This is a genomic window from Haliea atlantica, from assembly GCF_054779855.1.
Window position 1 is genome coordinate 178,761 of record NZ_BAAGXL010000005.1, and the last position, 20,103, is coordinate 198,863.

Sequence of the window (20,103 nt, forward strand, 5' to 3'; positions counted from 1 at the left end):
GGCACTCCCTTGGGTAGAATGCGCTGACACGTTCCATTGGAAGTGCCATGCCCCGCGCGCTCTATTCACTGCTGGTCAGACTGCTGCTCCCCTGTATCCTGCTGCGCCTGTGGTGGCAGGGTCTGGGCAAGCGGGAGTTGCTTCGCGACTGGCAGCACCGTCTCGGTCTGGTGCCGCGGAGCCCGCAGCCGGTGATCTGGGTGCACGCGGTCTCGGTGGGGGAGACCATTGCCGCCGCTCCCCTGGTGGAGGCTTTGCTGGCGCGCCACCCCGAGCAGCCGATATTGCTGACGGCGATGACCGCCACCGGCCGCGAGCGGGCCCGCGCACTGTTTGGCCAGCGGGTGCGCTATGCCTATTCGCCCTGGGATTCACCGGGCTCGGTTCGGCGCTTTCTCGACCGGGTCAGGCCCCGGGCGCTGGTGATCATGGAAACCGAGCTGTGGCCCAACATGATTGCCCAGAGCCGGGCCCGGGGCGTACCGGTTGCCCTGGTCAACGCCCGGCTTTCGGAGCGGTCGGCCCGCGGTTACCGCAAGGTGGCGGCCCTGGTGCGACCCCTGTTACAGGACCTGGCCTGGATCGCCGCCCAGGCGCCGGAGGATGCCCACCGCTTCCTGGCCCTGGGGGCCCCGGAAGACCGGGTCGCGGTGACCGGCACGGTGAAATACGACATCGCGGTGCAGCCGGCCCTGCGCGAGGCCGCGGCAGCATTGCGCGCGCAACTGGGCGAGCAGCGTCCGGTCTGGGTGGCGGGCTCCACGCACCCCGGGGAGTCCGAACTCCTGCTGGCGGCGCAGCAGCGCTTGCTGGCCAGTCATCCCGATGCGCTGTTGATTCTGGTGCCGCGGCATCCGGAGCGCTTCGACCAGGTCGCGGCACTGGTGGAGGGGGCCGGCCTGCGCCTGGCGCGCCGCTCGCGCGGCGAGGATGCGCAGACGGCGGAGGTCTACCTGGGAGATTCCATGGGGGAGCTGATGCAGCTTTACGGCGCCAGCGACGCGGCGTTTATCGGTGGCTCCCTGATCGACCGCGGCGGTCACAACCCACTGGAGCCCGCGGCCTGGGGTTTGCCGGTGATCTCTGGTCCGCACGTGTTCAATTTCGAGGCGGTTTATGCGGCACTCTCGGCGGGCGGGGCCCTCTCCGTGGTGACCGATGCCGAGTCGCTGGCGCAGGTGCTGCTGCGATTGCTGGGCAATCCGCAGGAGGCCAGGGAGCAGGGCGCCAGGGCACTGGCGGTCGTGGAAGCCAATCGCGGTGCGCTGGACCGCGTGGTCGCGGGTGTTTCGGGATTGCTGAACCAGGGTTCGCCTTAATCGAAAGCTTTGCGCCTTTTTTTGTGTTTTTTATCGGAATTCTGGTGTTTTACTCTGAGTTCATTATCTCGTGGTCGTGCTGACCCGTCATTGTGAACAAAGGAGAAGTGTCATGAGCAGAGTCCTGGTGTTGTATTACTCGACCTACGGCCACGTGGAAACCATGGCCCGTGCGGTCGCCGAGGGCGCGGGGGCCGTCGAGGGCGTCGAGGTGGTACTCAAACGAGTCCCCGAGCTGGTTTCCGAGGAGTCGGCAAAACGCAACGGCTTCAAACTCGACCAGGATGCACCGCTTGCCGATCCCCAGGAGCTGGTAGGCTACGACGCCATCATCTTCGGTACGCCGACCCGCTTCGGCAACATGGCCGCCCAGATGCGCAATTTCCTCGATCAGACCGGTGGCCTGTGGGCAAAAGGCGCTCTCATCGGCAAGGTCGGTAGCGTGTTCACCAGTACGGGCACCGGCGGTGGCAACGAAACCACCATTCAGTCCTTCCATACCACCCTGTTCCACCACGGGATGGTGGTGGTGGGTATGCCCTACGCCATCCCGGAAGCCACGGATATCAGTGAGGCTCGCGGCGGCTCGCCGCTGGGCGCCGCAACCCTCGCCGGTTCAGACGGATCGCGCAGCCCCTCGGACAAGGAACTGGCCATGGCGCGTTTCCAGGGGCGTCATGTGGCCGATATCGCCCGTCGCCTTGTGGGGCAAGGCTGAGATTTCCGCCGGCGAGAAGGCACTGCTCAGAGACTTCCCAGCAGTGCCTCTCGCAATTTGGGACGGCTGGTGTCGGGCGAGAGCCAGATCGCGACGAAGTGTTCGCCGAAGTCGGGATCGTTCATGTCCCCGAGCAGCTCACCATTGAGATAGAAGCGAGCCCGGTTCTCGGTGTCCAGTGCCAGGGTGATGGTGTCGCCCTTTGATACATCGGGCCACAGCTCGCCCAGCCGTTGCAGCCAGTCGTCCCGGTTCGGGTGGTCAACCGCGAGGTGGTCCCATTCCTCCGCGGTCTGCTCAACCAGGGCATCACTGCGAATATCCATCAGGTACTCGATTTCCAGGCGCAGGGGGCGCTCGCCCTCCCGATAGCGCCCGGTTTCGGTAAACAGCCGGGAATCGTAGACCTGCCAGAACAGCACGGAGAGCCGCGCTTCCCCGACCATTTGCAGTCCGGAGGGAACGTTGGCCAGGCCGAGTGCTGGCAGCATCAGCAGGCAGAGAATTCCGCATCGCAAGACCCTCATGGCAGCCGTTCCTCCCCGGGTGCGAACAGGCGTCCGTATAGCCAGTATAGTGCCGGCAGCAGCAGACTCCAGGCAAGCGCCATGATCAGCAGGGCCTGCCAGACCGGCACACCAAAGCTGACCGCACCGAATTGTGAGCCGGCGTAGTAGTTGAAGGGGACCACCAGGGCCCCGAGCACAGCGATCAACCAGGGGCGGGGTGCCAGAAAAGCCAGGCTGCGCCCCGGCGTGGTAACAAAGGCCAGCCACAGGCAGGCCAGCCAGGCGGGCAGGATCACATCCCCGGGGAAGACAAAGACCCCGGTCAGGCTGAGCGCGGTGTCCAGCAGCATGCCCAGGCCCCCGAGCAGGGCCAGCTGTGCCAGCTCCCTGCCGCGCCGCGGTACCAGCCAGAGATGCAGGGCGATCAGTGCCAGGCTTGCCGGCAGCAGTGCGTCGCGCCCGAGCACGGTACAGAACCAGGTGGTCTGGAACCACAGGGCGTTGAACCAGGGGCGCTCCGCCAGGGCTTGCGCGCGTGGGGGAGACAGAATCATGGAGTCGGCGGGCACATCGGCTACCTCGCAGCAAATCTGCAGGTAAGTACGCCCGACGCCGGTAACTGGATTGCGGGGCCGCGCAGCGCCAGAGGCTGCGCGGCGGGTGCGCTCACTGCTCTGCGGGTGTACCGTGAGCCCCGAGATAGTGGGAGCTCAGTCGCGGCTCGGCGGGCAGGGTTTCGTTGATCTCGTAGAGCCGCTCGTAGCGGGTATCGATGATCAGCCAGCGGCCGTTCTCCTTGACGTAGCGGTCCCAGTAGATGGCGGTCCCGGTGGTCAGGCTGTTGTAGTCCAGCTGCCACATGTGGTCGGCCAGGTACCAGATGCCCGTGGCCTCGTTCTCGCTGAGGATCTGGATTTCCGGCTGGTGGCCGTTGTGGTGGCCGACGGATCGGTTGTGGAAGGACTTGCCGATGTTGCCCATGTAATCGGCCTTGCCATCGACCTTCCATTCGTAGGTGCCGCCGATGAAATGCACTTTCACATCATCGTGGAACAGCTCGGCCAGCTCCTCCAGGTTGGCGGTATCGATGCAGCGGAAGTAGCGGTGTTTCAGCTGCTTGATGGCCTCGATATCCATAAGCCGCTGGATATCCCGGCGCAGGCCCTCGATATCGGTGCCGGTGGCCTCCAGGGGCAGGCCCTCGGTGATGCCCATGGTCTGCCGGTTCAGTTTCTGTCGCTGCTCGCTCATGCCCTTGCTCCTGTATCGATGCGTTATCCGGCCAGTGTACGGTCGGCGCGAGCGACGGTCATCCGCTGTCAGACTGAATAGTCAGGCCAGGCGCCGGTGCTTTTCCGCCCGGCGAATCACCGCTTCCCCCAGCAGCAGCGTGACCACCACGCCGGCCAGTACGGCCCACTCGACCCCGACCTCCGGGGTGTACAGGAACAGGGCGATGGCCAGCACCAAGACCAGCAGGCACAGCCAGGTACAGATGGCGGCCCCGGCGGCTCCGCCGGGAACCCGCCAGGGCCGCGCGTGGCCCGGGTCGGTCTCGCGCAGGCGGAGGAAGGCCAGCAGCATGCCCAGGTAGGGCAGCAGGAAGATCACCGCGCTGAAAGCGAACAGGGCCCAGAACAGATCCTCGTTGCTGACCGAGAGCCAGCCGTAGAGGATCAGCACCGTGCTACTGACAGCCCCCATGAGGACGGCGGCGCCAACCGGCGTGCCCAGGGTGGGGTGCTCCACTGCGAAGACGCGCGGCAGTTCGCCCTCCAGGGCCGCCTCCGCGGCGGCGCGGTTACAGCCCAGCGCCCAGGTCACGCCATTGGAGAAAAAGGTATACAGGGCGCAGACGCCGAGTACGGTGACCAGCAGGCTTCCGGCCGGGCTGCCGGCGAAGAACAGCCGCAGGGTATCCACCAGCCCCTCGACCAGGTTGATGTCGGCGGTGGGAATCGCCGCGAGTACCGCCAGGGTGCCCCCGGTGTACAGCAACAGGATCAGGCTGCCGGAGATGAGGATGGCGCGGGGGACATCCCTGGCCGGATTGCGCATCTCCGCGCTGCCGGCACTGACCAGCTCGAAGCCGAGCATGCCGTAGATGATCGCCGGAATGTACTGCAGGCTGCTGCTCCAGTCCGGGGTGATGCTGGCGAGGGTCAGTGGGTTGGCCATGCCATGCGCCCTGACATGCACCAGGGCGCCGATGATAATGGTCAGGAAAATCAGCACCTTGAGAATGGCGCCGAGGTTGGGAATCCATTTGCCGACCTCGAGGGTGACGATGTTGACCGCCACCGCCAGCCAGGTCAGCCCCAGTCCGATCAGGATCTGCCAGTGCAGGGCCAGCCCCGGGGCAAACAGCTGGGCAAAGATACCCGCGAAGAGGATGAAAATGGCCGGTAGCCAGACCGCGGTATTGACCCAGTAGCACCAGGTGGCTCGGGACGCCCAGCGGCCGCCGAAGGCATCGCGGATCCAGGCGTAGATCCCGCCCTGCTCGGGGTAGCTGCAGCCCATCTCGGCGCTGATGAAGGCGAAGGGCAGAAAGAATACCAGGCCGAGGAACAGCCACCAGAACAGGGCCGGAGTGCCCACCGAGGCCGCGGCGGTCAGCGTATCCAGCAGCAGGATGGCCGAGACGGTGAACAGGACCAGGTCGCGCTGGCGCAGGGTTTTGACGTGTGGAACGGTTGCTGTCATCGCGGGGCTTCCCGGGCTGAGGCCAGAAACAAAACACCCGGCGCGTGGCCGGGTGTCAGGGGTCAATTCACGCCGTAGTGGCGAGCGGTTTCGTCGAGTGCCTGGTGCAGCTTGTCGACCAGCTCGTCGATTTCCTCCCGTCGGCTCACCAGTGGGGGGGCCATGATCATGGCATCCCCGGTCTGGCGTACCATCAGGCCGTTGCTGTTGGCGCGGTCCCGGCAGTAGACCGCGCCCTGGGACTCGGGGGCCAGGCGTTCCCGGGAGCCCTTGTCCCGCACCAGCTCCACGGCGGCGAACATGCCGCGGCCGCGCACTTCGCCGACGACGGGGTGGTCCGCCAGTTCGCGCAGTCGCGACTGCAGGTGCGGCGCGATCTGTGCGGCGGCCTGCGCGATGATGTCGGTCTCGCGCAGGGTCTGCAGGGTGGCAATGCCCGCGGCACAGGCGGCGGGGTGGCCCGAGTAGGTCAGGCCGTGGGCGAACTCGCCGCCCTGGCTGAGCAGGACTTCCGCCACCTGGTCGCCCACCATGACGCCACCCAGGGGAATGTAGCCATTGGTGATGGCCTTGGCGAAGGTCATCAGGTGGGGCTTCAGGCCGTAGGTCTGGCTGCCGAACCACTCGCCGGTGCGGCCGAAGCCGCAGATCACTTCGTCGGCGATGAACAGAATATCGCGCTCGTCGCAGATACGCTGGATTTCCGGCCAGTAGCTGTCCGGGGGTATGATGACCCCGCCCGCGCCCTGCACCGGCTCCGCGATGAAGGCGGCGACCCTGTCCTCGCCCAGCTCGTCAATCTTCTGTTCCAGCTCCCGGGCCACCTTGAGACCGAAGTCCTCGGGAGACAGGTCGCCCCCCTCGGCAAACCAGTGGGGCTGGTTGATGTGGTGCACGTAGTCCAGGCCGCGCACCTGGTCGTGCATGGCCTTCATACCACCGAGGCTGCCGGCGGCGATGGTGGAGCCGTGGTAGGCATTCTTGCGACTGATGAAGAGTTTCTTCTCCGGTTTGCCGAGCAGGTCGTAGTAGCGGTGCACCAGGCGGATATTGGTGTCGTTGGCCTCCGAGCCCGAGTTGGTGAAGAAGACGTGATTGAAATCCGCCGGCGTGACCTCGGCCAGCAGGGTGGCGAGCTCCACGGCGGGCTGGTTGGCGCAGCGGAAGAAGTTGTTGTAGTAGGGAAGCTCCTGCAGCTGCCGGTAGATTGCCTCGACGATCTGGTGCTGACTGTAGCCCAGGTTGCAGCACCACAGCCCGGACATGCCGTCGAGCATCCGGTTGCCCTCGGCATCGTGGATGTAGATATGCTCGGCGTGGGTGACAATGCGCCCACCGTGAGCGGCGTAGTCCCGCAGGTCGGTAAACGGGTGCAAGTGGTGTGAGCGGTCGTGCTGGCGCAGGGTGGTGGCGTCGGCGACGTGATTCATGGGCACCTCGGGTTGCGTGGTCGGGCCCCGTCCGGCGAGTATGGCGAAGCCGGCGGGCCGCGGTGTTTAATACGGATGTCAGGCATTCTGGCACAGGCTGGAAGGCAGGCAACTACCCTAAAGTGGTGCCCGGCCTCGGTTCAAGAGTCAACAGTGGAGACAGCATGAGCGATACAGCGAGCAGTGAACAGCTCCAGGCATTCCTCAATCAGCATCCGGACATCGAGCTGTTCGAGGTCATGCTGCCCGATATTGGTGGTGGGCTGCGCGGCAAGTGGATTACCCGGGACAAGATCCACAAGCTGTTTGCCGGCGAGATCAAGCTGCCCGCCAGCTCCGTGGCCTTCGATGTCTGGGGCCGGGATATCGAAAGCTGGGTGTTTGGTGGCGGTGATGGCGACGGCCACTGTCAGCCGGACATCCGCACCCTGGTGCGGGTGCCCTGGGCGGCCCGCGCCACCGGGCAGGTACTGATGTCCATGAACGAGGCCGATGGCACGCCCTGCCTGCTGGACCCGCGCTATCTGTTGCGCCGGGTTCTCGAGCGCTTCGCCGAGCGTGGCCTGACTCCGGTGGTGGCGACGGAGATGGAGTTCTACCTGTTGCGCCAGGAGCCGGATGCCCTGGGCCGGCCGGGTCACACCCAGACTGACTGCGTGGGCGGACGCCTGGCCGCGGGGCAGACCTACGGCATCGAGGCGATGGCGGACGTGGCCGAACTGATGCACGACATCCGCGATGCCTGTCAGGTCCAGCAGCTGCCGGTGGATACGCTGATCAAGGAGGGCGCGCCCTCCCAGTACGAGATCAACCTGTATCACTGTGACGACGCGCTACTGGCGGCCGACCAGGCGGTGATGCTGCGCCGGGTAATTCGCAGCGTGGTGCGCCAGCACGGTCTGCTGGCGACCTTCATGGCCAAGCCCTTCGGGGAGTTGTCCGGCAATGGCATGCACCTGCACTGCAGCCTGCTCGACACCGAGGGCAGGAACGTATTTGATAGCGGCAACCGGCAGGGAACGCCGCTGCTGGCCCGGGCGGTGGCCGGCTGCCTGCGGGCAATGCCCGACAGCATGCTGCTGTTCGCGCCGCACCTGAATTCCTACCGGCGCTTCCGTCGCGGCACCCACGCCCCGCTGGCAGCCTGCTGGGGCTATGAAAACCGCACCGCGGCGATCCGGGTGCCCGCGGACACCCCCGAGGCCACCCGCATCGAGCACCGTGTCGCGGGTGCCGACGCTCATCCCCACCTGGCGATCGCGGCGATGCTCGCGGGCATGCTGGAAGGCATCGAGGGTGATCTCGACGCGCCCGAACCGCTGCAGGGCAATGCCTACGACGAGTCCGCGGAGCGCCTCCCGCGGCACTGGCCCGAGGCCCTGCAGCGTTTTGAACACGCCGATTTCATCCGCGAGCATTTCGGCCCGGAGTTCCAGCGGGTGTTCACGCAGATGAAAGAGCAGGAAATGGACGATTTCGACCGCCAGGTCACGGCACTGGAGTACGACGCGACCCTGTAGGCGGCGCAGCCCTGGCCGTTGACATACCACCCGGCCTGGACCGGGTGGTCCTGGCCGTCAGTCCCAGGTCATGCCCAGGCGCATCCCCACCGTGCGCGGTCGCTTGGGCCCGAAGAAGTGCGCGGGAATCAGTCCGCCGTTGTTGTTCTGGCCATCCCAGGTGAACTCGTCGGTGAGGTTCTCCACGTAGGCCTCGACAAACCAGTTCTGCTCTGACTCGAAACCGATACGCAGGGCCGACTCGGCATAGCTGTCGATTTTGGTGACCGCGAGATCTTCCCAGCCACCGCCACGCTCATCTTCGTAAAAGACTTCCAGGCTCCCGGTGATGGCGCCGCCCGCCACCGGGAAGTTTGCGCTCAGTACCGCCGCTGCCGACCATTCCGGTGCCCAGAACAGCGAGCTGCCCTCGCAGCCATTGACGTCTTCCAGGCCACAGATCGCCTGCAGTTCCTTCGCCTCCGAATCCAGGTAACCGGCGGTCAGGTAGAGATCGAAGTGATCACTCAGGCGCGTGGTGATCGCACCTTCGAGGCCCCAGGCCTCCACCTGGCCGACGTTCTCCACCAGGGAGGCGCCGCCGTCGAAGGTGACCACCTGCAGGTCCTCGTATTCATAGTAGAAGGCGGTCAGGTCGAGGTTGGCGCGTCCGTCCCACAGGGTGTCCTTGTAGCCGAGCTCCCAGGAATCGACGGTTTCCGGGTCAAACACGTTGGGGGTAAAGCCGTCCGCCTGGACGATGTCGACATTGCCGATGGCGGGCTCCCCCGCGGGGTTGTTGTCGAGGTTGAAGCTGCCAAAGCCCCCCGACTTGAAGCCTTCGGTATAGCTGGCGAAGAACATCCGTTCCGCGGTGGGCCGCCACTTGACGATGAAACGCGTGGTCACGTCGTCCCAGCTTTCGCTGCCTTCGATGAACTCTGCCGTGGAGAATCCGTAGGCCCAGTAGGGCCCAAGCTCACTTTCCGGGGTGGGCACGGCAATGGCGAAGTCCTTGTCGTCCTGGGTATAGCGCACACCCGCTTCCACCTGCAGGGTGTCGGTGATGTCATAGGCCAGATTCACGTAACCGGCCCAGCCCGAGTAGTCGCCCTTGATGCGCCCGGTTTCGGTCAGCAGGCCGTCGGCGGAAGGAGTGAACGCCGAGCCGTAGTAGGCGTAGAGCTCCTGGCAGCCGGAGAAGGTCATGCCGTAGTTGTAGTAGTAGCCGTAGTACTGGCAGAAGTAGTCTTCGCGGCCGGAGAAACGGAAGCGCGCGTCGATCGACTCCTCGTAGTAGGACACGCCAGCGTACCAGCTCAGGGGGCCCTGCTCGCGGGAGGTCAGACGGAACTCCTGCTGGAAGTAATCGCCGCTCTGATCCTGGCGATAATCGTTGATGTTCAGCGGGGTGCCGTCGTAGTCCTCGTTGTAGTAGAAGTCGTGGTCCTTGTAGCCGGTGTTCGAGGTCAGGGTGGCAAAATCGAAGTCGTAGTCGACGTGCAGCCCCAGGGTGAGAATATCCGCGTCGTCGTTGTCGCCACTGGTGCGGTCGATATCCACGTCCTCGTCGCTGCCGCCCAGGGGCACGCCACCGAGGGCGGTGTCAAAAGCCTCCCAGATGTCCCCCTGGTCTACCGCGCGATACACCGAACCCGATTGCTGGCGATCCTCGTACTCCACCATGCTGCGCACGGAGAGCCGGTCGCGCTGGTACTGCGTGGACCAGCGCAGGGCCCACTTCTCGTGTTCGATCAGGTCTTCCGAGCCGGGAAATACATTCTCGACAAAGCCGTCCTCTTCCGAGTAATACCCGGAGAGGCGATGGGCAAAGTGGTCTCCGGCCGGCAGGTTGATGGCGCCCTCGAAGGTGCGCCGGCCCCGCTCGGCAATATCCAGCTCGGCGTAGCCGGTGACCTTGTCACCCAGCTCGGCGCGCCGCGTGTGCACGCTGAAAGCACCCCCGATGGAGTTGCGCCCGAACAGGAAACCCTGGGGGCCGCGGAGGATTTCGGCGCGATCCATGTCGTACAGGCTGGTCACCGCCGAGCCGTTGCGACCCTCGTAAAGCTCGTTCTTGAAGAAGGCCGCAGAGGGGTCGCCGCCCACGCCGAAGTCCTGGGTACGCACCCCCCGCACGCTGATGGCGTCGATGTAGCTGTCCTGGCTGTTGCCGGTGACCCCTGGGGTGTAGGACACCAGGTCCTTGACGTCATTTAGGTTGACCTGGTTGACGAAGTTGCCCGACAGGGCGGTGATGGCGAGGGGCACATCCTGGACGGATTCGCTGCGTTTGGTGGCGGTGACCACCACCTCCTCCAGGGTTTGTGCCTGCAGGGGCAGCGAGGTGGCAGAGCCCAGCAGCACGCTGGCAATGGCGGTGGACAGGTGGCGACGGCGGGGCCGAAAAGCCATCCGGTGAGCATTGTTTGCGGTCATGACTATCCCTGTGTGCAGTGTTGTTGTCGTGGTGGCCTGCGGGCGCGCCGACGAATCTGTTCTTGTAACTGCCTTGCCGTCTGTTCTTTTTAGTGCGCCAGGGGCTTCCATGCAAGCTGCGGCGACAGGTTTGTGAAACCGTAAAACGCTGAAGTGGTCATGGGTATACCCCCATGGGGGTGGCTGCATCCAGGCTTTCGGGCACGCCGGCTGCGGCCAATGTCTGGCGCATCGGCTGCAGCGCATCGGCGTAACGCTGCCAGCGGCCGATGGAGCGGGTGTGCGCGGGCTCGCGAACCTGGACGGCACTGGCGGTGGTGACGGCGCTGTCCTGGCGGTGGAAGTCGAGACAGGCGTCTTCCCAGGGCAGACCGAGAAACTCGATCAGCTGGCGGGCGTGGGGGGCGAGGTCCCGGGCCACGTCTTCGTAGCGCAGGTCCAGGAAGCGCCCGGGGAAACGCTCCCGCCAGCACTGCATTAGCCGGAAGTAGCGGGCATGGTGACGGGCCATCTCCCCCTGGTCGTAGGAGTGCAGGTAGGCATCCGCGAACAGCTGCTTGAAACTGGCGAAGCAGGCGTCCATGGGGTCGCGCACCAGGTGCACGATACGGGCATTGGGCAGGGCCGCCAGGATCAGCGGCAGCAGCAGATAGTTCTGCGGCAGCTTGTCGACGAAGCGGGGGGTGTTGCCGCGCATGCGCGCGCTGGTCTGCAGGTAGAGCCGGCCGACGGCGCGTGGGTCGAGCTCCGCGGCGCGCCGGAACAGCTCGGCGGAGAAGCGCCGGGGGTCGCGGTAGTCGCTGAGTCGGCGCAGGGCGAGGCCGAACTGTTGCAGCTCGCCGGCGGAGTGCACCTGGGAGTGGCTGGTGATGATGCGCTCCACCAGGGTCGTGCCCGTACGCGGTTGCCCCAGTACGAAGATCGGGCCTGGGTCGGGGTCCCCCGGGGGCTGGGCTGCCAGCCATTCGGGGGTAAAGAGATTCTCCAGCGCTTCAAACAACGCGACTTCCGCGCTCTCGTCGTACTCCACGGTGCCCCGGCGCGCGGCGGCGCCGGCACTGAAAGCGGCGAAAGCCTCCGGCCACTGCTGCAGGTCCTCGAATTCCTTGCCGATGGCGTAGTGGTAGAACGCCCGTGCCCGGGGGTTGCCGCCGCGGCGCGACAGCAGCTGCTGCATGGTCTCGATGTGACGGCTGTCGCGGGCCTTGACCGAGCTCGCCAGGGCCCAGTGCGCCTGGGGGCTGTCCGGCTGCAGGTGGATAATGTCCCGGAAGATCTGGTCGGCGCGTGCGGTATCGCCGTGGTAGACCAGGTTGTTGGCCAGGTTGAGCATGAACGGGGGGTGCCCCGGGCGACGGGTGTTGGCCCGGGCGAAGAAGGCCTGAGCGGCGCCGTGCTCGCCCATCTGCGACAGCACGATACCCACCAGGTCCAGCACCACGGGGTCGTCGGGCTGCAGTCGCCGGGTTTCCCGCAGGGCGGCATCCGCCAGTCGCACCTGGCCTTCACCCAGGTACAGGCGCGCCAGCTGCGCCCAGGCCGCGGCGTGGTCGCGGTCCAGCCGCACCACCGACTGGAACGCGCTGAAGGCCGTGGGACGATCCCGCGCTTCCAGCGCCACCAGCCCCACCAGGAAATGCGCCGGCACCAGGTCCTGCTGCTGCCCGATGGCCTCGCGGCAGCAGCGGCCGGCGGTGTCCAGGTCTCCCCGTGACAGGGCGGCGAAGCCGCGATCGAGCAGCCTCTGCAGGGTCTCCACGCGGCTCATGCGGTGCCGCGCTTTGGCGCCGGTGGTTGCAGGTAGGCCACCAGCGTGTCGCCGCCGCGGTAGTTGCCGGCGCTCATCAGGGAATCGAGAAAAAGGTAGAACAGCTCCGCCTGTGAGCTGACCTCGAGTTTGGCGTAGGCATGCTTGCGGTGCAGCTTGACGGTCTCCACGGAAATGCCCAGCTTGTCCGCAATGGTTCGGGTGCTGTGTCCGTGCAGGATCAGGTTGACCACCTGGGCCTCGCGTTCGGTCAACAGGCTGCTGCCGAAATCGCGCAGGGCGCTGTGCAGCTGGGCGCGCAGGTTGACGCTGCCCGCGGGGGCGGGTTCGCCGCTGCGCTGCCAATGCTGCTGACAGAGTGTCTCGATGACCGGGTATATCGCGGCCAGGCGTTTCACCTGGGCGTGATGAAAGCGGCTGCCGGCGCCAGTGCGCCCCAGGGCAATGTTGATGAAGCCGTTGTCGCCGTTTGGCAGCAGGAAGCCACACTCGTCCTGGTAGCCGCAGTTGCGGTACCAGGCGCGATAGTACTCGCTGTCCTGAAAGCCCCGCGGTGCCAGGTCGCGCAGGCGAAAGACGCCAAAACGACGGTCCCGGGTGGCGGCCAGGTAAAAGGGGTCGAGGAGGAAGGCCCCGGCGACAAAAACATCCAGGGTCGAACGCTGCTGATGGGCGGGGACCTCGAAGTAGGCCACGGTTGGCAGGTCGGTATCCGGGTAGACCAGTACCGTGGCGTCATCGAAGGGCACCAGGGTTTTCAGGGTGCAGACCAGCCGCCCGGGAAACGGCGCTTTGCCCACACTGTCGATCAGCGAGGCCAGATGGGCGTGGTACTGGGGATCCTCTGCCATGGGCGGGCCACTTACCGTGCTATCATCGCAACACAGGCATCATAACCGCTGCCGCGGCGAAATCACAAAAGCCGCAAGCGGTGACAGGAGCGCAAGCCTTGATACTCCAGGGGCAATCACTGTGGCACTGACACGCCGCGATACCTTGATGGTGACTCTGCTGGCAGGCAGCCTGCTCGGTATTGTCGCGCTGGTGGGACTGCTCGGCTGGTTCCTCTGGCGCGAGTCCGTGGTGGCCGAGGAGGAGCGTCTGCGCGCCCTCGCGCAGCGCCTGGGTGAACACACCGAGGGGGCGATCATTGACGCCCGCTCCTTCCTGCAGCGACTCAACGAGAGCAGCGCGCCCCGCTGCCAGTCGGACCACCTGCAGGCAATGCAGGCGGTCACCTTTTCCCGGCCCTGGGTTCGGGCCGTGGGCTACTGGCAGGCGGCCGAGCGTCTTTGTGGCACTGGCTTCGCCGAGGGTGCCGCCCTGCGTCCGCCGCAGGCGAGCCGGATCTATGACAACGGCGTGATTGCCTGGTGGCCTTCGGAGAGTACCCAGGTCGGGGGGCGGCCGTTGTTTCTCATGCGCTTCGGCAACCACGACATCGCCATGGACCCGCAACTGCTGCTGAATGCCGGGCTTCTGGAGGAGCAGCGTGCAGGGCTCTGGGTCGAGGGCCTGCTGATGGCCAGCACGCCGGAAAACGCCGAGCTTCCACCGCTCAGCGACCTGCCGCCGGGTTTGCGGGTGGATCGCGCTCGGGGGCAACTGACAGCGCGTTTCTCCCTCGGCACACTCTTCCCGATAGACGTGGTGGCGGTGCAGCCACTGAGCCAGTTCTACGAGCGCTATCTGCCCACGCTGATTGCCGCCGGTCTGCTGGCGCTGCTGCTGGTTGCGCTCTGGGTGCTGCTGATACTGCACGTCTCCCGCCGACACCTCAGCCTGGCGGGGGAGCTGCGCAATGCCATTGATCGCCGCGAGATCCTGGTGCAGTACCAGCCCATCATCGACCTGCATAGCGGCAACTGTGTCGGCGCCGAGGCGCTGGTGCGCTGGTGCCGAGAGGACGGTGAACTGGTCAGCCCGGACATCTTCGTGCCCATGGCCGAGGAAGGGGGCTTTATTACCGACCTCACCCTGGCGGTACTGGAGCGTGTCCTGGAGGAAACCCGGGAGCTGATTGCCGGGCAGGACGGATTCAGTATCAACCTGAACCTGTCGCCCCAGGACCTCGAGACCGACCGCCTGTTCAATGCCCTGCAGGCGGGGCTGCAGGCTCATCACTTGCCCGCGCGAGCGATCAAGCTGGAGCTGACCGAGCGGGCCTTGCTGGATACCGATATCACCCGGCGTCGCCTGGTGCAGCTCAGGCAACAGGGACACCCCCTGGCCATTGACGATTTTGGCACCGGCTACTCCAGCCTCTCCTATCTGCAGAGCTTCGAGCTGGATATCCTCAAGATCGACAAGGCCTTCGTCGATACCATTGACACACCCGCGGTGACCAGCGCTGTGATCGAGCATGTCGTGGACATGGCCCGCTCCCTGGGACTGGACATGGTTGCCGAGGGGGTGGAATCCCGCCAGCAGATGGAGTGGCTGCGTGGCCGTGGCGTGCACTTCGCCCAGGGCTTCTATTTCAGCAAGCCACTGGGTATCCGTGAGCTGGAGGACTTCCTGCGTCATCGCCCCTGAGCAGTAACGCTTCTCGGCGCTTCCGGCGGGCGCTAGAATGGGCCACTGATCGCTTTCAGGAGCTGTGTGTGCCGCGTCATTTTTCCGCTTTTCGTCGCCGGGTCGGGCTTGCGTCCACCTGGCTGGTGGCAGCCACCCTGCTGTCGGCGTGCAGCCTCCCTGATTTCAAGCGTGAGTCGCCGGCTCCCCGTTCGGTGGGCAGTGCCGAGGATGCGTCGCGCCGGCAGGCCACGGCGCCGCTCAGCATCGCCCGCGGCGAGACTGCCATAGGCGCCGGGATGGCAGCGTTGCTGGCGCGCCCCGACGAGGCGCTTGCCGTTGACGAAGTCGGGTACTACATGGACGTCCTGCTGGCCAGCCTGCGCCTGCGCCTGCCCGGTGAGGCATCGGCGCCGAGTCGCGAGCAGAACGATTTGCGCTTGCTGTTGCCGGGGCACATGACCTTTGCCAGTGGCAGTGCCAGCCTGTCGCCCGGCGCCAAAGCCCTGCTGGAGCGGGTGGCGGAGGTGCTCGCCGAGTATCGCAAGACCCAGGTCGTGATCGAGGGTCACAGTGATACCCAGGGCGACCCCGGCTATAACCAGACGCTCTCCGAGCAAAGGGCGTTATCAGTGGCCCGCTTCCTGGCCGGGCGCGCCGTGCCCCCTGCGCGGCTGGTGGCAGTGGGCTATGGGGCGTCCCGCCCCCTGGCGGAAAACAGCACCGAGGCGGGTCGCCGCAGCAACCGGCGGGTGGAGCTGCTGATCCGGCCGGTGGTGGGGCCCTGAGGGGGACTTGCCGCGCCGGTCGGGCTTCTCTCTAGCGCGCCGGGTTGCTGGCGCTGACGATATCCACCGGGTGAACGTGGGTCGGCTGGCCACGGGGGTTGAGCTGGCGGGCCTGAGGAATCATGTTGAGCAGGCGCTCCTGGCGATTCTCAGGGGCCGGGTGTGTACTCAGGAACTCGGGGGGGCGCTGGTCGCCACCCACACTTCCCATTTTCTCCCACAGGCTGACTGCGGCATCGGGATCAAAGCCCGCCAGGGTTGCCAGCTGCAGACCGATCTCGTCCGCCTCGGATTCGGCAGTACGGCTGTTGGGCAGCTCCAGGGCCAGTTTGGCCGCCAGGGCGGCGCCACCCATGGCCAGGTTGGGGTTGTCGGAGGCACTGCCGACGGCGACCACGCCGAGGGTCGTCGCCATAGCCCGGGACATGCGCTCCGCGGTGTGATTGGCCAGGGCGTGGGCGATCTCGTGGCCCATGATCTGGGCGAATTCAGCGTCGGTCAGCTTCAGCTTTTCGAACAGGCCGGTGTAGACGGCCATGCGGCCCCCGGCCATGCACCAGGCATTGACGGTCTCGTCGTCGTCGACCAGGGCGACACTCCAGTTCCAATCGGCGGTGTGGGGATAGCGCTCGATGGCGGCGCTCACCACGCGCCCGGTGATGGTGGCCACGCGGCTGGCCAGGCGGGGGTCGTCCGCCAGTTTGTCGGCCTCACCCAGCTCGGACACGGTGTTCAGGTAGGCTGTGCGCGACTGGACGATGGCGGCTTCAGGAGAGACCAGCATCAGCTGGCGGCGCCCGGTCGGGCTGGTGGCGCAGGCGACAACCAGGGTCGCGGTGATCAACAGCAGGCAGAGTTTTTGCACGGCGGGCTCCCGGATCCGATCAGTACCCTATTCTAGAGCATTCGGCTGCAGCTGCAGCAAGTCGGGAGGTGGCGGGTGGCGGCTTTGCCGGTCACCCGCCGGAAACGACTCAGAAAGGCAGGTCGTTGTCGATATTGTGACCGGCGTCTTCCGGCTTGGTCATGCCCTCGGTGAGCAGCACGCCGTTGACTTCCTCGCGGATCTTCGCCGCCTCTTCGGGGGTGGCGTAGAACTGGGAGTACCACTTGCGGCCGGCGCGGAAAGGACCATCGGTTTTCAACTGCATGACCTTGATCGCGGGGCGCTTGTGTTTCCATACGTTGAAGTCGGCCGCGAAGGCCTCCAGTGCACCTGCCTGGGCCTGGATCTGTGCGGCCTTGTCGCCGTGGTTGGCGGGGTTTTGCTGACCTTTGTAGAGCACCGCGTGCCAGCACTTGACCACGCCGTCATCCACCGGGGTGTTGGCAATCAGCTCGAACATCTCGGCTTCGCCGAAGATCTGCTTGGACAGCAGGACACCCGGGCCGGTGTACCAGGTGGTGGTCTGCAGCTTGGCATTGTAGAGCTGCATTTCCCCGCCCTGGCGCTGGATGATGATGTGGTCGCGGAATTCGTTGGAGAAATACTCGCAGGGCTGCCCGTGGGTGGGGCCCAGGTGGCGCACGTCGGACATGTTGTCGAGGATTTCCTGGGGGTGGATAGCCAGCTCACCCAGGTGGTCCAGCTCCCAGCGTACCCACTGGGGGTCGTCCCACTGCTTGAGGAAGGGGGCCTCATATTCCGGCTCGCGGCCGTCGGGGTCGAACCAGGCCATGACACAACCCATGCTGTCGACAACCGGGTAGCTGCGGATCGACGCGGATTTCGGGTAGGGGCCGTCGGAGTAGGGGATGTCGTCCACATCGCCTTCGCAGCTGTAGCGCCAGCCGTGATAGGGGCAGCGAATGGAATCGCCTTCGATCTGTTCGCCGTTCTTGACGATCATGGCGCTGGTGCTGGCGGTCAGGTGCGTGCCCATGTGCGCGCAGTAGGCATCCAGAAGGACCGGTTTGCCGCTCTCGCCGCGATACAGGGCCAGGTCGCGGCCGAAGAAGCGAACCGCCATCGGCCCCTTGTCCAGCTCGGTGCTCTCGGCGACGATAAACCAGCCCCGGGGGAAGGTGTTCGGCCCCAGGTTGTAATCTGCTGCTGTTGCCATATCTCAGGCCTCCCTTGGTCAAAGAATGCGCGCAGTATAGCTGCCCGGGGCCCCGCAGTGTCCGCCACGGCCCGCTGGGCAGCAAGCCAGTGCGCGCTGGCTCAACTATTTAGCTCGGTATTGTACCCCTCGGGGCGGCTTTCCAGATTGTCCTGATGGAAGCGCCGTCCCAGCCAGATACCCGTGAGTGCCCACAGGCCGGCAATTCCCGCGCCGATACCTGCCATTGCACCCATACCGAGACCCGCGATCTGGGTCAGGCCAGTAAACAGCCAGGCGTTGAGCATGTCTCCACCCCGATAGACCACAATATCGATCACGGGTTTCGCGCGGTAGCGGGTTTCGGTGTCCACGGCGGTAAACAGCATCTCGCGCCCCGGGCGGGAAATGGCGTAGTTGCCGGCGCGGCGGACGATCTGGATCAGCACCACGAGACTCAGCAGGGGCAGCGCGGCCAGCACCAGCAGGCCGGCGGCGAGGAAGACGGGAACGCAGGCGAGGGTGAAGGGCAGCCCGAGCCGTGTGGCGATGCGCCCGGTGGCGAAGGTGGCGACCAGCAGGGTCAGGCTGTTGACCGCCAAGTCCATGATCGCCCAGATACGGGTGCGCGCCGCCATGTCGTGGGCTTCCAGCAGGTTTTTCAGCTCGAAATAGACGAAGGAGCTGATCGCGGTGTAGAGAAAGATGAACAGGGCAATGCCCAGCAGGTAGCGACTGCGCAGGAACAGACTGAAGCCCGCCAAAGGGTTGCCCGCCAGGATGTCCGCCGGGGGTGTTTGTGGCGCTGTGTCCGCCGTGAGCTCGCGGTCTTTGAGGTATTGCAGCCAGTAGACCAGGGGCAGCGTAGCCAGCAGCAGTGTGGCACCCAGGAGCAACAGCGCCTCGGGTCCCAGCCTGACGGCGAGGAGGGTGGTCAGCCCTGGCCCGAGCATGGCGCCGACACTCGCGCCCGCGCCGATAAAGCCGAACAGCCGCGTCGCCTGCGGCTTGCGCCAGATATCGGCCATGAAGGTCCAGAACACGGAAATGTGGAAGAGACTGAAGACGCTGATCCAGACGTAGAAGGCCTGGTTAACCAGGTCGCTGCCGCCGAGGTGCTGGCTGGTCAGCCAGAACAGGGCGAAGCTGCCGGCAAAGAAAGCGTAGACCGCTGGCACCAGGTGGCGCAGGTGGATGCGGGAGATGGCCGCGCCGTAGAGACTCACCGCGGCCAGGCTGAGCAGAAAGGTCAGGCTCCACAGCAGGCTGACCCGGGCATCGCTCCAGTCGCTGGCCATGGCGTCGCGTACGGGGCGCAGGATGTAGTAGGCGCCCATCAACACCAGTACCAGGCTGAAGGAGGCCAGGGTTGCGCGCAGTTCCCGTGGCCGCACCTCGCAGGCGGCATTCAGGGCGCGCTGAATCAGGCCCGGGCTCGGCTCCGCCATGGGGTTACAGCGCGTCCCAGGCCTCGAGCATGGCCTGTCGCTGGCGCGCGTCTGGCACTGCCCCGCGATTGGCGCCCATATTGTCCCGCATGTGGTGGACTTTCGAGGTGGCCGGAATGACATTGGTCACCGCGGGGTGGCCGACGATGAACTTGAGGAAGAACTGCCCCCAGCTGTCGCAACCCAGCTCACGGGCGATGCCGGGCAGGGGCTTGTCACCGGCCCGGGCAAAGAGCTCGCCGCGCTGGTAGGGACGGTTGATCATGGTCGCGATACCGCGATCCGCTGCCAGTGGCAGCAGGGCCTTCTCGGCGGTGCGGTTGGCGATGTTGTAGGTGAACTGCACGAAATCCAGCGGCTCCCGGCGCATGATCTCCAACAGGTCATCGTGAAAACGCCCGTGGGACGTGGTGATGCCAATGTAGCGGACCTTGCCCTCGGCCTTCCAGGCCTTGAGAGTCGCCAGCTGGGTGCGCCAGTCGGTGAGGTTGTGCACGGCAATCAGGTCGAAGCGCTCGACGGCCATGCGCCGGGCCGAGGCCTGCATCTGGTCGATGCCTGCCTCGCGCCCTTCGGTCCAGACCTTGGTGGCGGCAAACACCGGCGGTCGCGGCTGCAGTTCGCGCAGGATGTCCCCGACCCGGGATTCCGCCTCGCCGTACATGGGCGACGAGTCGATGACCTCACCGCCGCCCGCGAAGAAGGCTTCGAGAACCGCGGCCAGCTGTTGCAGGGCTTCGCTCGAGCGCGGCACATCGAAGGTTTGCGAGGTGCCCATGCCGATCACGGGAATCGCTTCTCCACTGCTCGGGATGGGCCGGGTGATCACTCCCTGTTCGGGATCGGTGCCGCCAAAGGTCACGGCAGGCAGTGCGGACAATGCCGCGCTGAGTTGAACAAACTGGCGTCGTTTAAGCATGGCG

General features: G+C 65.7%; 17 protein-coding genes. 5 read left to right on the forward strand and 12 right to left on the reverse strand.

The features are described 5' to 3' along the window. Positions 1–47: 47 nt before the first annotated feature. Together waaA and wrbA are read left to right on the forward strand one after the other, a co-directional pair. Positions 48–1,319 carry a 3-deoxy-D-manno-octulosonic acid transferase gene (gene waaA / locus ACYVGS_RS06090; RefSeq protein ID WP_460587775.1) on the forward strand — a complete coding sequence of 424 codons (1,272 nt, stop codon included), beginning with the start codon at positions 48–50 and terminating at the stop codon, positions 1,317–1,319. 112 nt (positions 1,320–1,431) lie between these two features. Continuing rightward, positions 1,432–2,037: an NAD(P)H:quinone oxidoreductase gene (wrbA, locus tag ACYVGS_RS06095; RefSeq protein ID WP_460587776.1), complete on the forward strand. Its 606-nt coding sequence runs from the start codon at positions 1,432–1,434 to the stop codon at positions 2,035–2,037. A 26-nt stretch (positions 2,038–2,063) separates the two neighbouring features. Here wrbA and ACYVGS_RS06100 read toward each other — a convergent pair whose 3' ends face one another. The 5 genes from ACYVGS_RS06100 to ACYVGS_RS06120 all read right to left on the reverse strand — a co-directional run bounded on the left by ACYVGS_RS06100 (position 2,064) and on the right by ACYVGS_RS06120 (position 6,682). Further along, entirely contained in the window at positions 2,064–2,564 is a 501-nt protein-coding gene (locus ACYVGS_RS06100; protein WP_460587777.1) for a chalcone isomerase family protein, read from the reverse strand. Then, on the reverse strand, positions 2,561–3,100 hold the full coding sequence (locus ACYVGS_RS06105; protein WP_460587778.1) for a DUF2878 domain-containing protein: 540 nt from the start codon (positions 3,098–3,100) through the stop codon (positions 2,561–2,563). The genes ACYVGS_RS06100 and ACYVGS_RS06105 overlap by 4 nt, the downstream gene beginning before the upstream one ends. A gap of 112 nt (positions 3,101–3,212) precedes the next feature. Beyond that, positions 3,213–3,797: a nuclear transport factor 2 family protein gene (locus ACYVGS_RS06110; RefSeq protein ID WP_460587779.1), complete on the reverse strand. Its 585-nt coding sequence runs from the start codon at positions 3,795–3,797 to the stop codon at positions 3,213–3,215. An 81-nt stretch (positions 3,798–3,878) separates the two neighbouring features. Next, positions 3,879–5,252, reverse strand: coding sequence for an APC family permease (locus tag ACYVGS_RS06115; protein WP_460587780.1), 1,374 nt, complete (start codon positions 5,250–5,252; stop codon positions 3,879–3,881). A gap of 62 nt (positions 5,253–5,314) precedes the next feature. Then, positions 5,315–6,682 carry a PLP-dependent aminotransferase family protein gene (locus ACYVGS_RS06120; protein ID WP_460587781.1) on the reverse strand — a complete coding sequence of 456 codons (1,368 nt, stop codon included), beginning with the start codon at positions 6,680–6,682 and terminating at the stop codon, positions 5,315–5,317. A 164-nt stretch (positions 6,683–6,846) separates the two neighbouring features. Here ACYVGS_RS06120 and ACYVGS_RS06125 point away from each other — a divergent pair, with 164 nt between their 5' ends. After that, positions 6,847–8,202, forward strand: coding sequence for a glutamine synthetase family protein (locus ACYVGS_RS06125; protein WP_460587782.1), 1,356 nt, complete (start codon positions 6,847–6,849; stop codon positions 8,200–8,202). A gap of 57 nt (positions 8,203–8,259) precedes the next feature. Here ACYVGS_RS06125 and ACYVGS_RS06130 read toward each other — a convergent pair whose 3' ends face one another. The 3 genes from ACYVGS_RS06130 to ACYVGS_RS06140 all read right to left on the reverse strand — a co-directional run bounded on the left by ACYVGS_RS06130 (position 8,260) and on the right by ACYVGS_RS06140 (position 13,239). After that, positions 8,260–10,620: a TonB-dependent receptor gene (locus tag ACYVGS_RS06130; protein WP_460587783.1), complete on the reverse strand. Its 2,361-nt coding sequence runs from the start codon at positions 10,618–10,620 to the stop codon at positions 8,260–8,262. A gap of 157 nt (positions 10,621–10,777) precedes the next feature. Beyond that, positions 10,778–12,388 carry a tetratricopeptide repeat-containing sulfotransferase family protein gene (locus tag ACYVGS_RS06135; protein ID WP_460587784.1) on the reverse strand — a complete coding sequence of 537 codons (1,611 nt, stop codon included), beginning with the start codon at positions 12,386–12,388 and terminating at the stop codon, positions 10,778–10,780. After that, complete coding sequence (locus ACYVGS_RS06140) at positions 12,385–13,239, reverse strand: helix-turn-helix transcriptional regulator (protein ID WP_460587785.1); 855 nt, start codon at positions 13,237–13,239, stop codon at positions 12,385–12,387. The genes ACYVGS_RS06135 and ACYVGS_RS06140 overlap by 4 nt, the downstream gene beginning before the upstream one ends. Positions 13,240–13,360: 121 nt before the next feature. Here ACYVGS_RS06140 and ACYVGS_RS06145 point away from each other — a divergent pair, with 121 nt between their 5' ends. Further along, positions 13,361–14,923 carry an EAL domain-containing protein gene (locus ACYVGS_RS06145; protein WP_460587786.1) on the forward strand — a complete coding sequence of 521 codons (1,563 nt, stop codon included), beginning with the start codon at positions 13,361–13,363 and terminating at the stop codon, positions 14,921–14,923. 68 nt (positions 14,924–14,991) lie between these two features. After that, entirely contained in the window at positions 14,992–15,690 is a 699-nt protein-coding gene (locus tag ACYVGS_RS06150) for an OmpA family protein (RefSeq protein ID WP_460587787.1), read from the forward strand. Between the two features lie 31 nt (positions 15,691–15,721). Here ACYVGS_RS06150 and ACYVGS_RS06155 read toward each other — a convergent pair whose 3' ends face one another. The 4 genes from ACYVGS_RS06155 to ACYVGS_RS06170 form a co-directional block, all read right to left on the reverse strand. Beyond that, entirely contained in the window at positions 15,722–16,555 is an 834-nt protein-coding gene (locus ACYVGS_RS06155) for a M48 family metallopeptidase (RefSeq protein ID WP_460587788.1), read from the reverse strand. Positions 16,556–16,664: 109 nt separating this feature from the next. Next, entirely contained in the window at positions 16,665–17,753 is a 1,089-nt protein-coding gene (locus ACYVGS_RS06160; RefSeq protein ID WP_460587789.1) for a Rieske 2Fe-2S domain-containing protein, read from the reverse strand. Positions 17,754–17,854: 101 nt separating this feature from the next. Further along, a complete protein-coding gene (locus tag ACYVGS_RS06165) occupies positions 17,855–19,180 on the reverse strand; it encodes an NTP/NDP exchange transporter (protein ID WP_460587790.1) in 1,326 nt (441 codons plus the stop codon). A 4-nt stretch (positions 19,181–19,184) separates the two neighbouring features. After that, a complete protein-coding gene (locus ACYVGS_RS06170) occupies positions 19,185–20,099 on the reverse strand; it encodes an aldo/keto reductase (RefSeq protein WP_460587791.1) in 915 nt (304 codons plus the stop codon). Positions 20,100–20,103 lie beyond the last annotated feature (4 nt).

What these genes read in the sequence shown, in the direction of transcription:
- waaA (WP_460587775.1), top strand. Translation starts at nt 48, where the DNA reads ATGCCCCGCGCGCTCTATTCACTGCTGGTCAGACTGCTGCTCCCCTGT.
- wrbA (WP_460587776.1), top strand. Translation starts at nt 1,432, where the DNA reads ATGAGCAGAGTCCTGGTGTTGTATTACTCGACCTACGGCCACGTGGAA.
- ACYVGS_RS06100 (WP_460587777.1), bottom strand. Translation starts at nt 2,564, where the DNA reads ATGAGGGTCTTGCGATGCGGAATTCTCTGCCTGCTGATGCTGCCAGCA.
- ACYVGS_RS06105 (WP_460587778.1), bottom strand. Translation starts at nt 3,100, where the DNA reads ATGATTCTGTCTCCCCCACGCGCGCAAGCCCTGGCGGAGCGCCCCTGG.
- ACYVGS_RS06110 (WP_460587779.1), bottom strand. Translation starts at nt 3,797, where the DNA reads ATGAGCGAGCAGCGACAGAAACTGAACCGGCAGACCATGGGCATCACC.
- ACYVGS_RS06115 (WP_460587780.1), bottom strand. Translation starts at nt 5,252, where the DNA reads ATGACAGCAACCGTTCCACACGTCAAAACCCTGCGCCAGCGCGACCTG.
- ACYVGS_RS06120 (WP_460587781.1), bottom strand. Translation starts at nt 6,682, where the DNA reads ATGAATCACGTCGCCGACGCCACCACCCTGCGCCAGCACGACCGCTCA.
- ACYVGS_RS06125 (WP_460587782.1), top strand. Translation starts at nt 6,847, where the DNA reads ATGAGCGATACAGCGAGCAGTGAACAGCTCCAGGCATTCCTCAATCAG.
- ACYVGS_RS06130 (WP_460587783.1), bottom strand. Translation starts at nt 10,620, where the DNA reads ATGACCGCAAACAATGCTCACCGGATGGCTTTTCGGCCCCGCCGTCGC.
- ACYVGS_RS06135 (WP_460587784.1), bottom strand. Translation starts at nt 12,388, where the DNA reads ATGAGCCGCGTGGAGACCCTGCAGAGGCTGCTCGATCGCGGCTTCGCC.
- ACYVGS_RS06140 (WP_460587785.1), bottom strand. Translation starts at nt 13,239, where the DNA reads ATGGCAGAGGATCCCCAGTACCACGCCCATCTGGCCTCGCTGATCGAC.
- ACYVGS_RS06160 (WP_460587789.1), bottom strand. Translation starts at nt 17,753, where the DNA reads ATGGCAACAGCAGCAGATTACAACCTGGGGCCGAACACCTTCCCCCGG.
- ACYVGS_RS06165 (WP_460587790.1), bottom strand. Translation starts at nt 19,180, where the DNA reads ATGGCGGAGCCGAGCCCGGGCCTGATTCAGCGCGCCCTGAATGCCGCC.
- ACYVGS_RS06170 (WP_460587791.1), bottom strand. Translation starts at nt 20,099, where the DNA reads ATGCTTAAACGACGCCAGTTTGTTCAACTCAGCGCGGCATTGTCCGCA.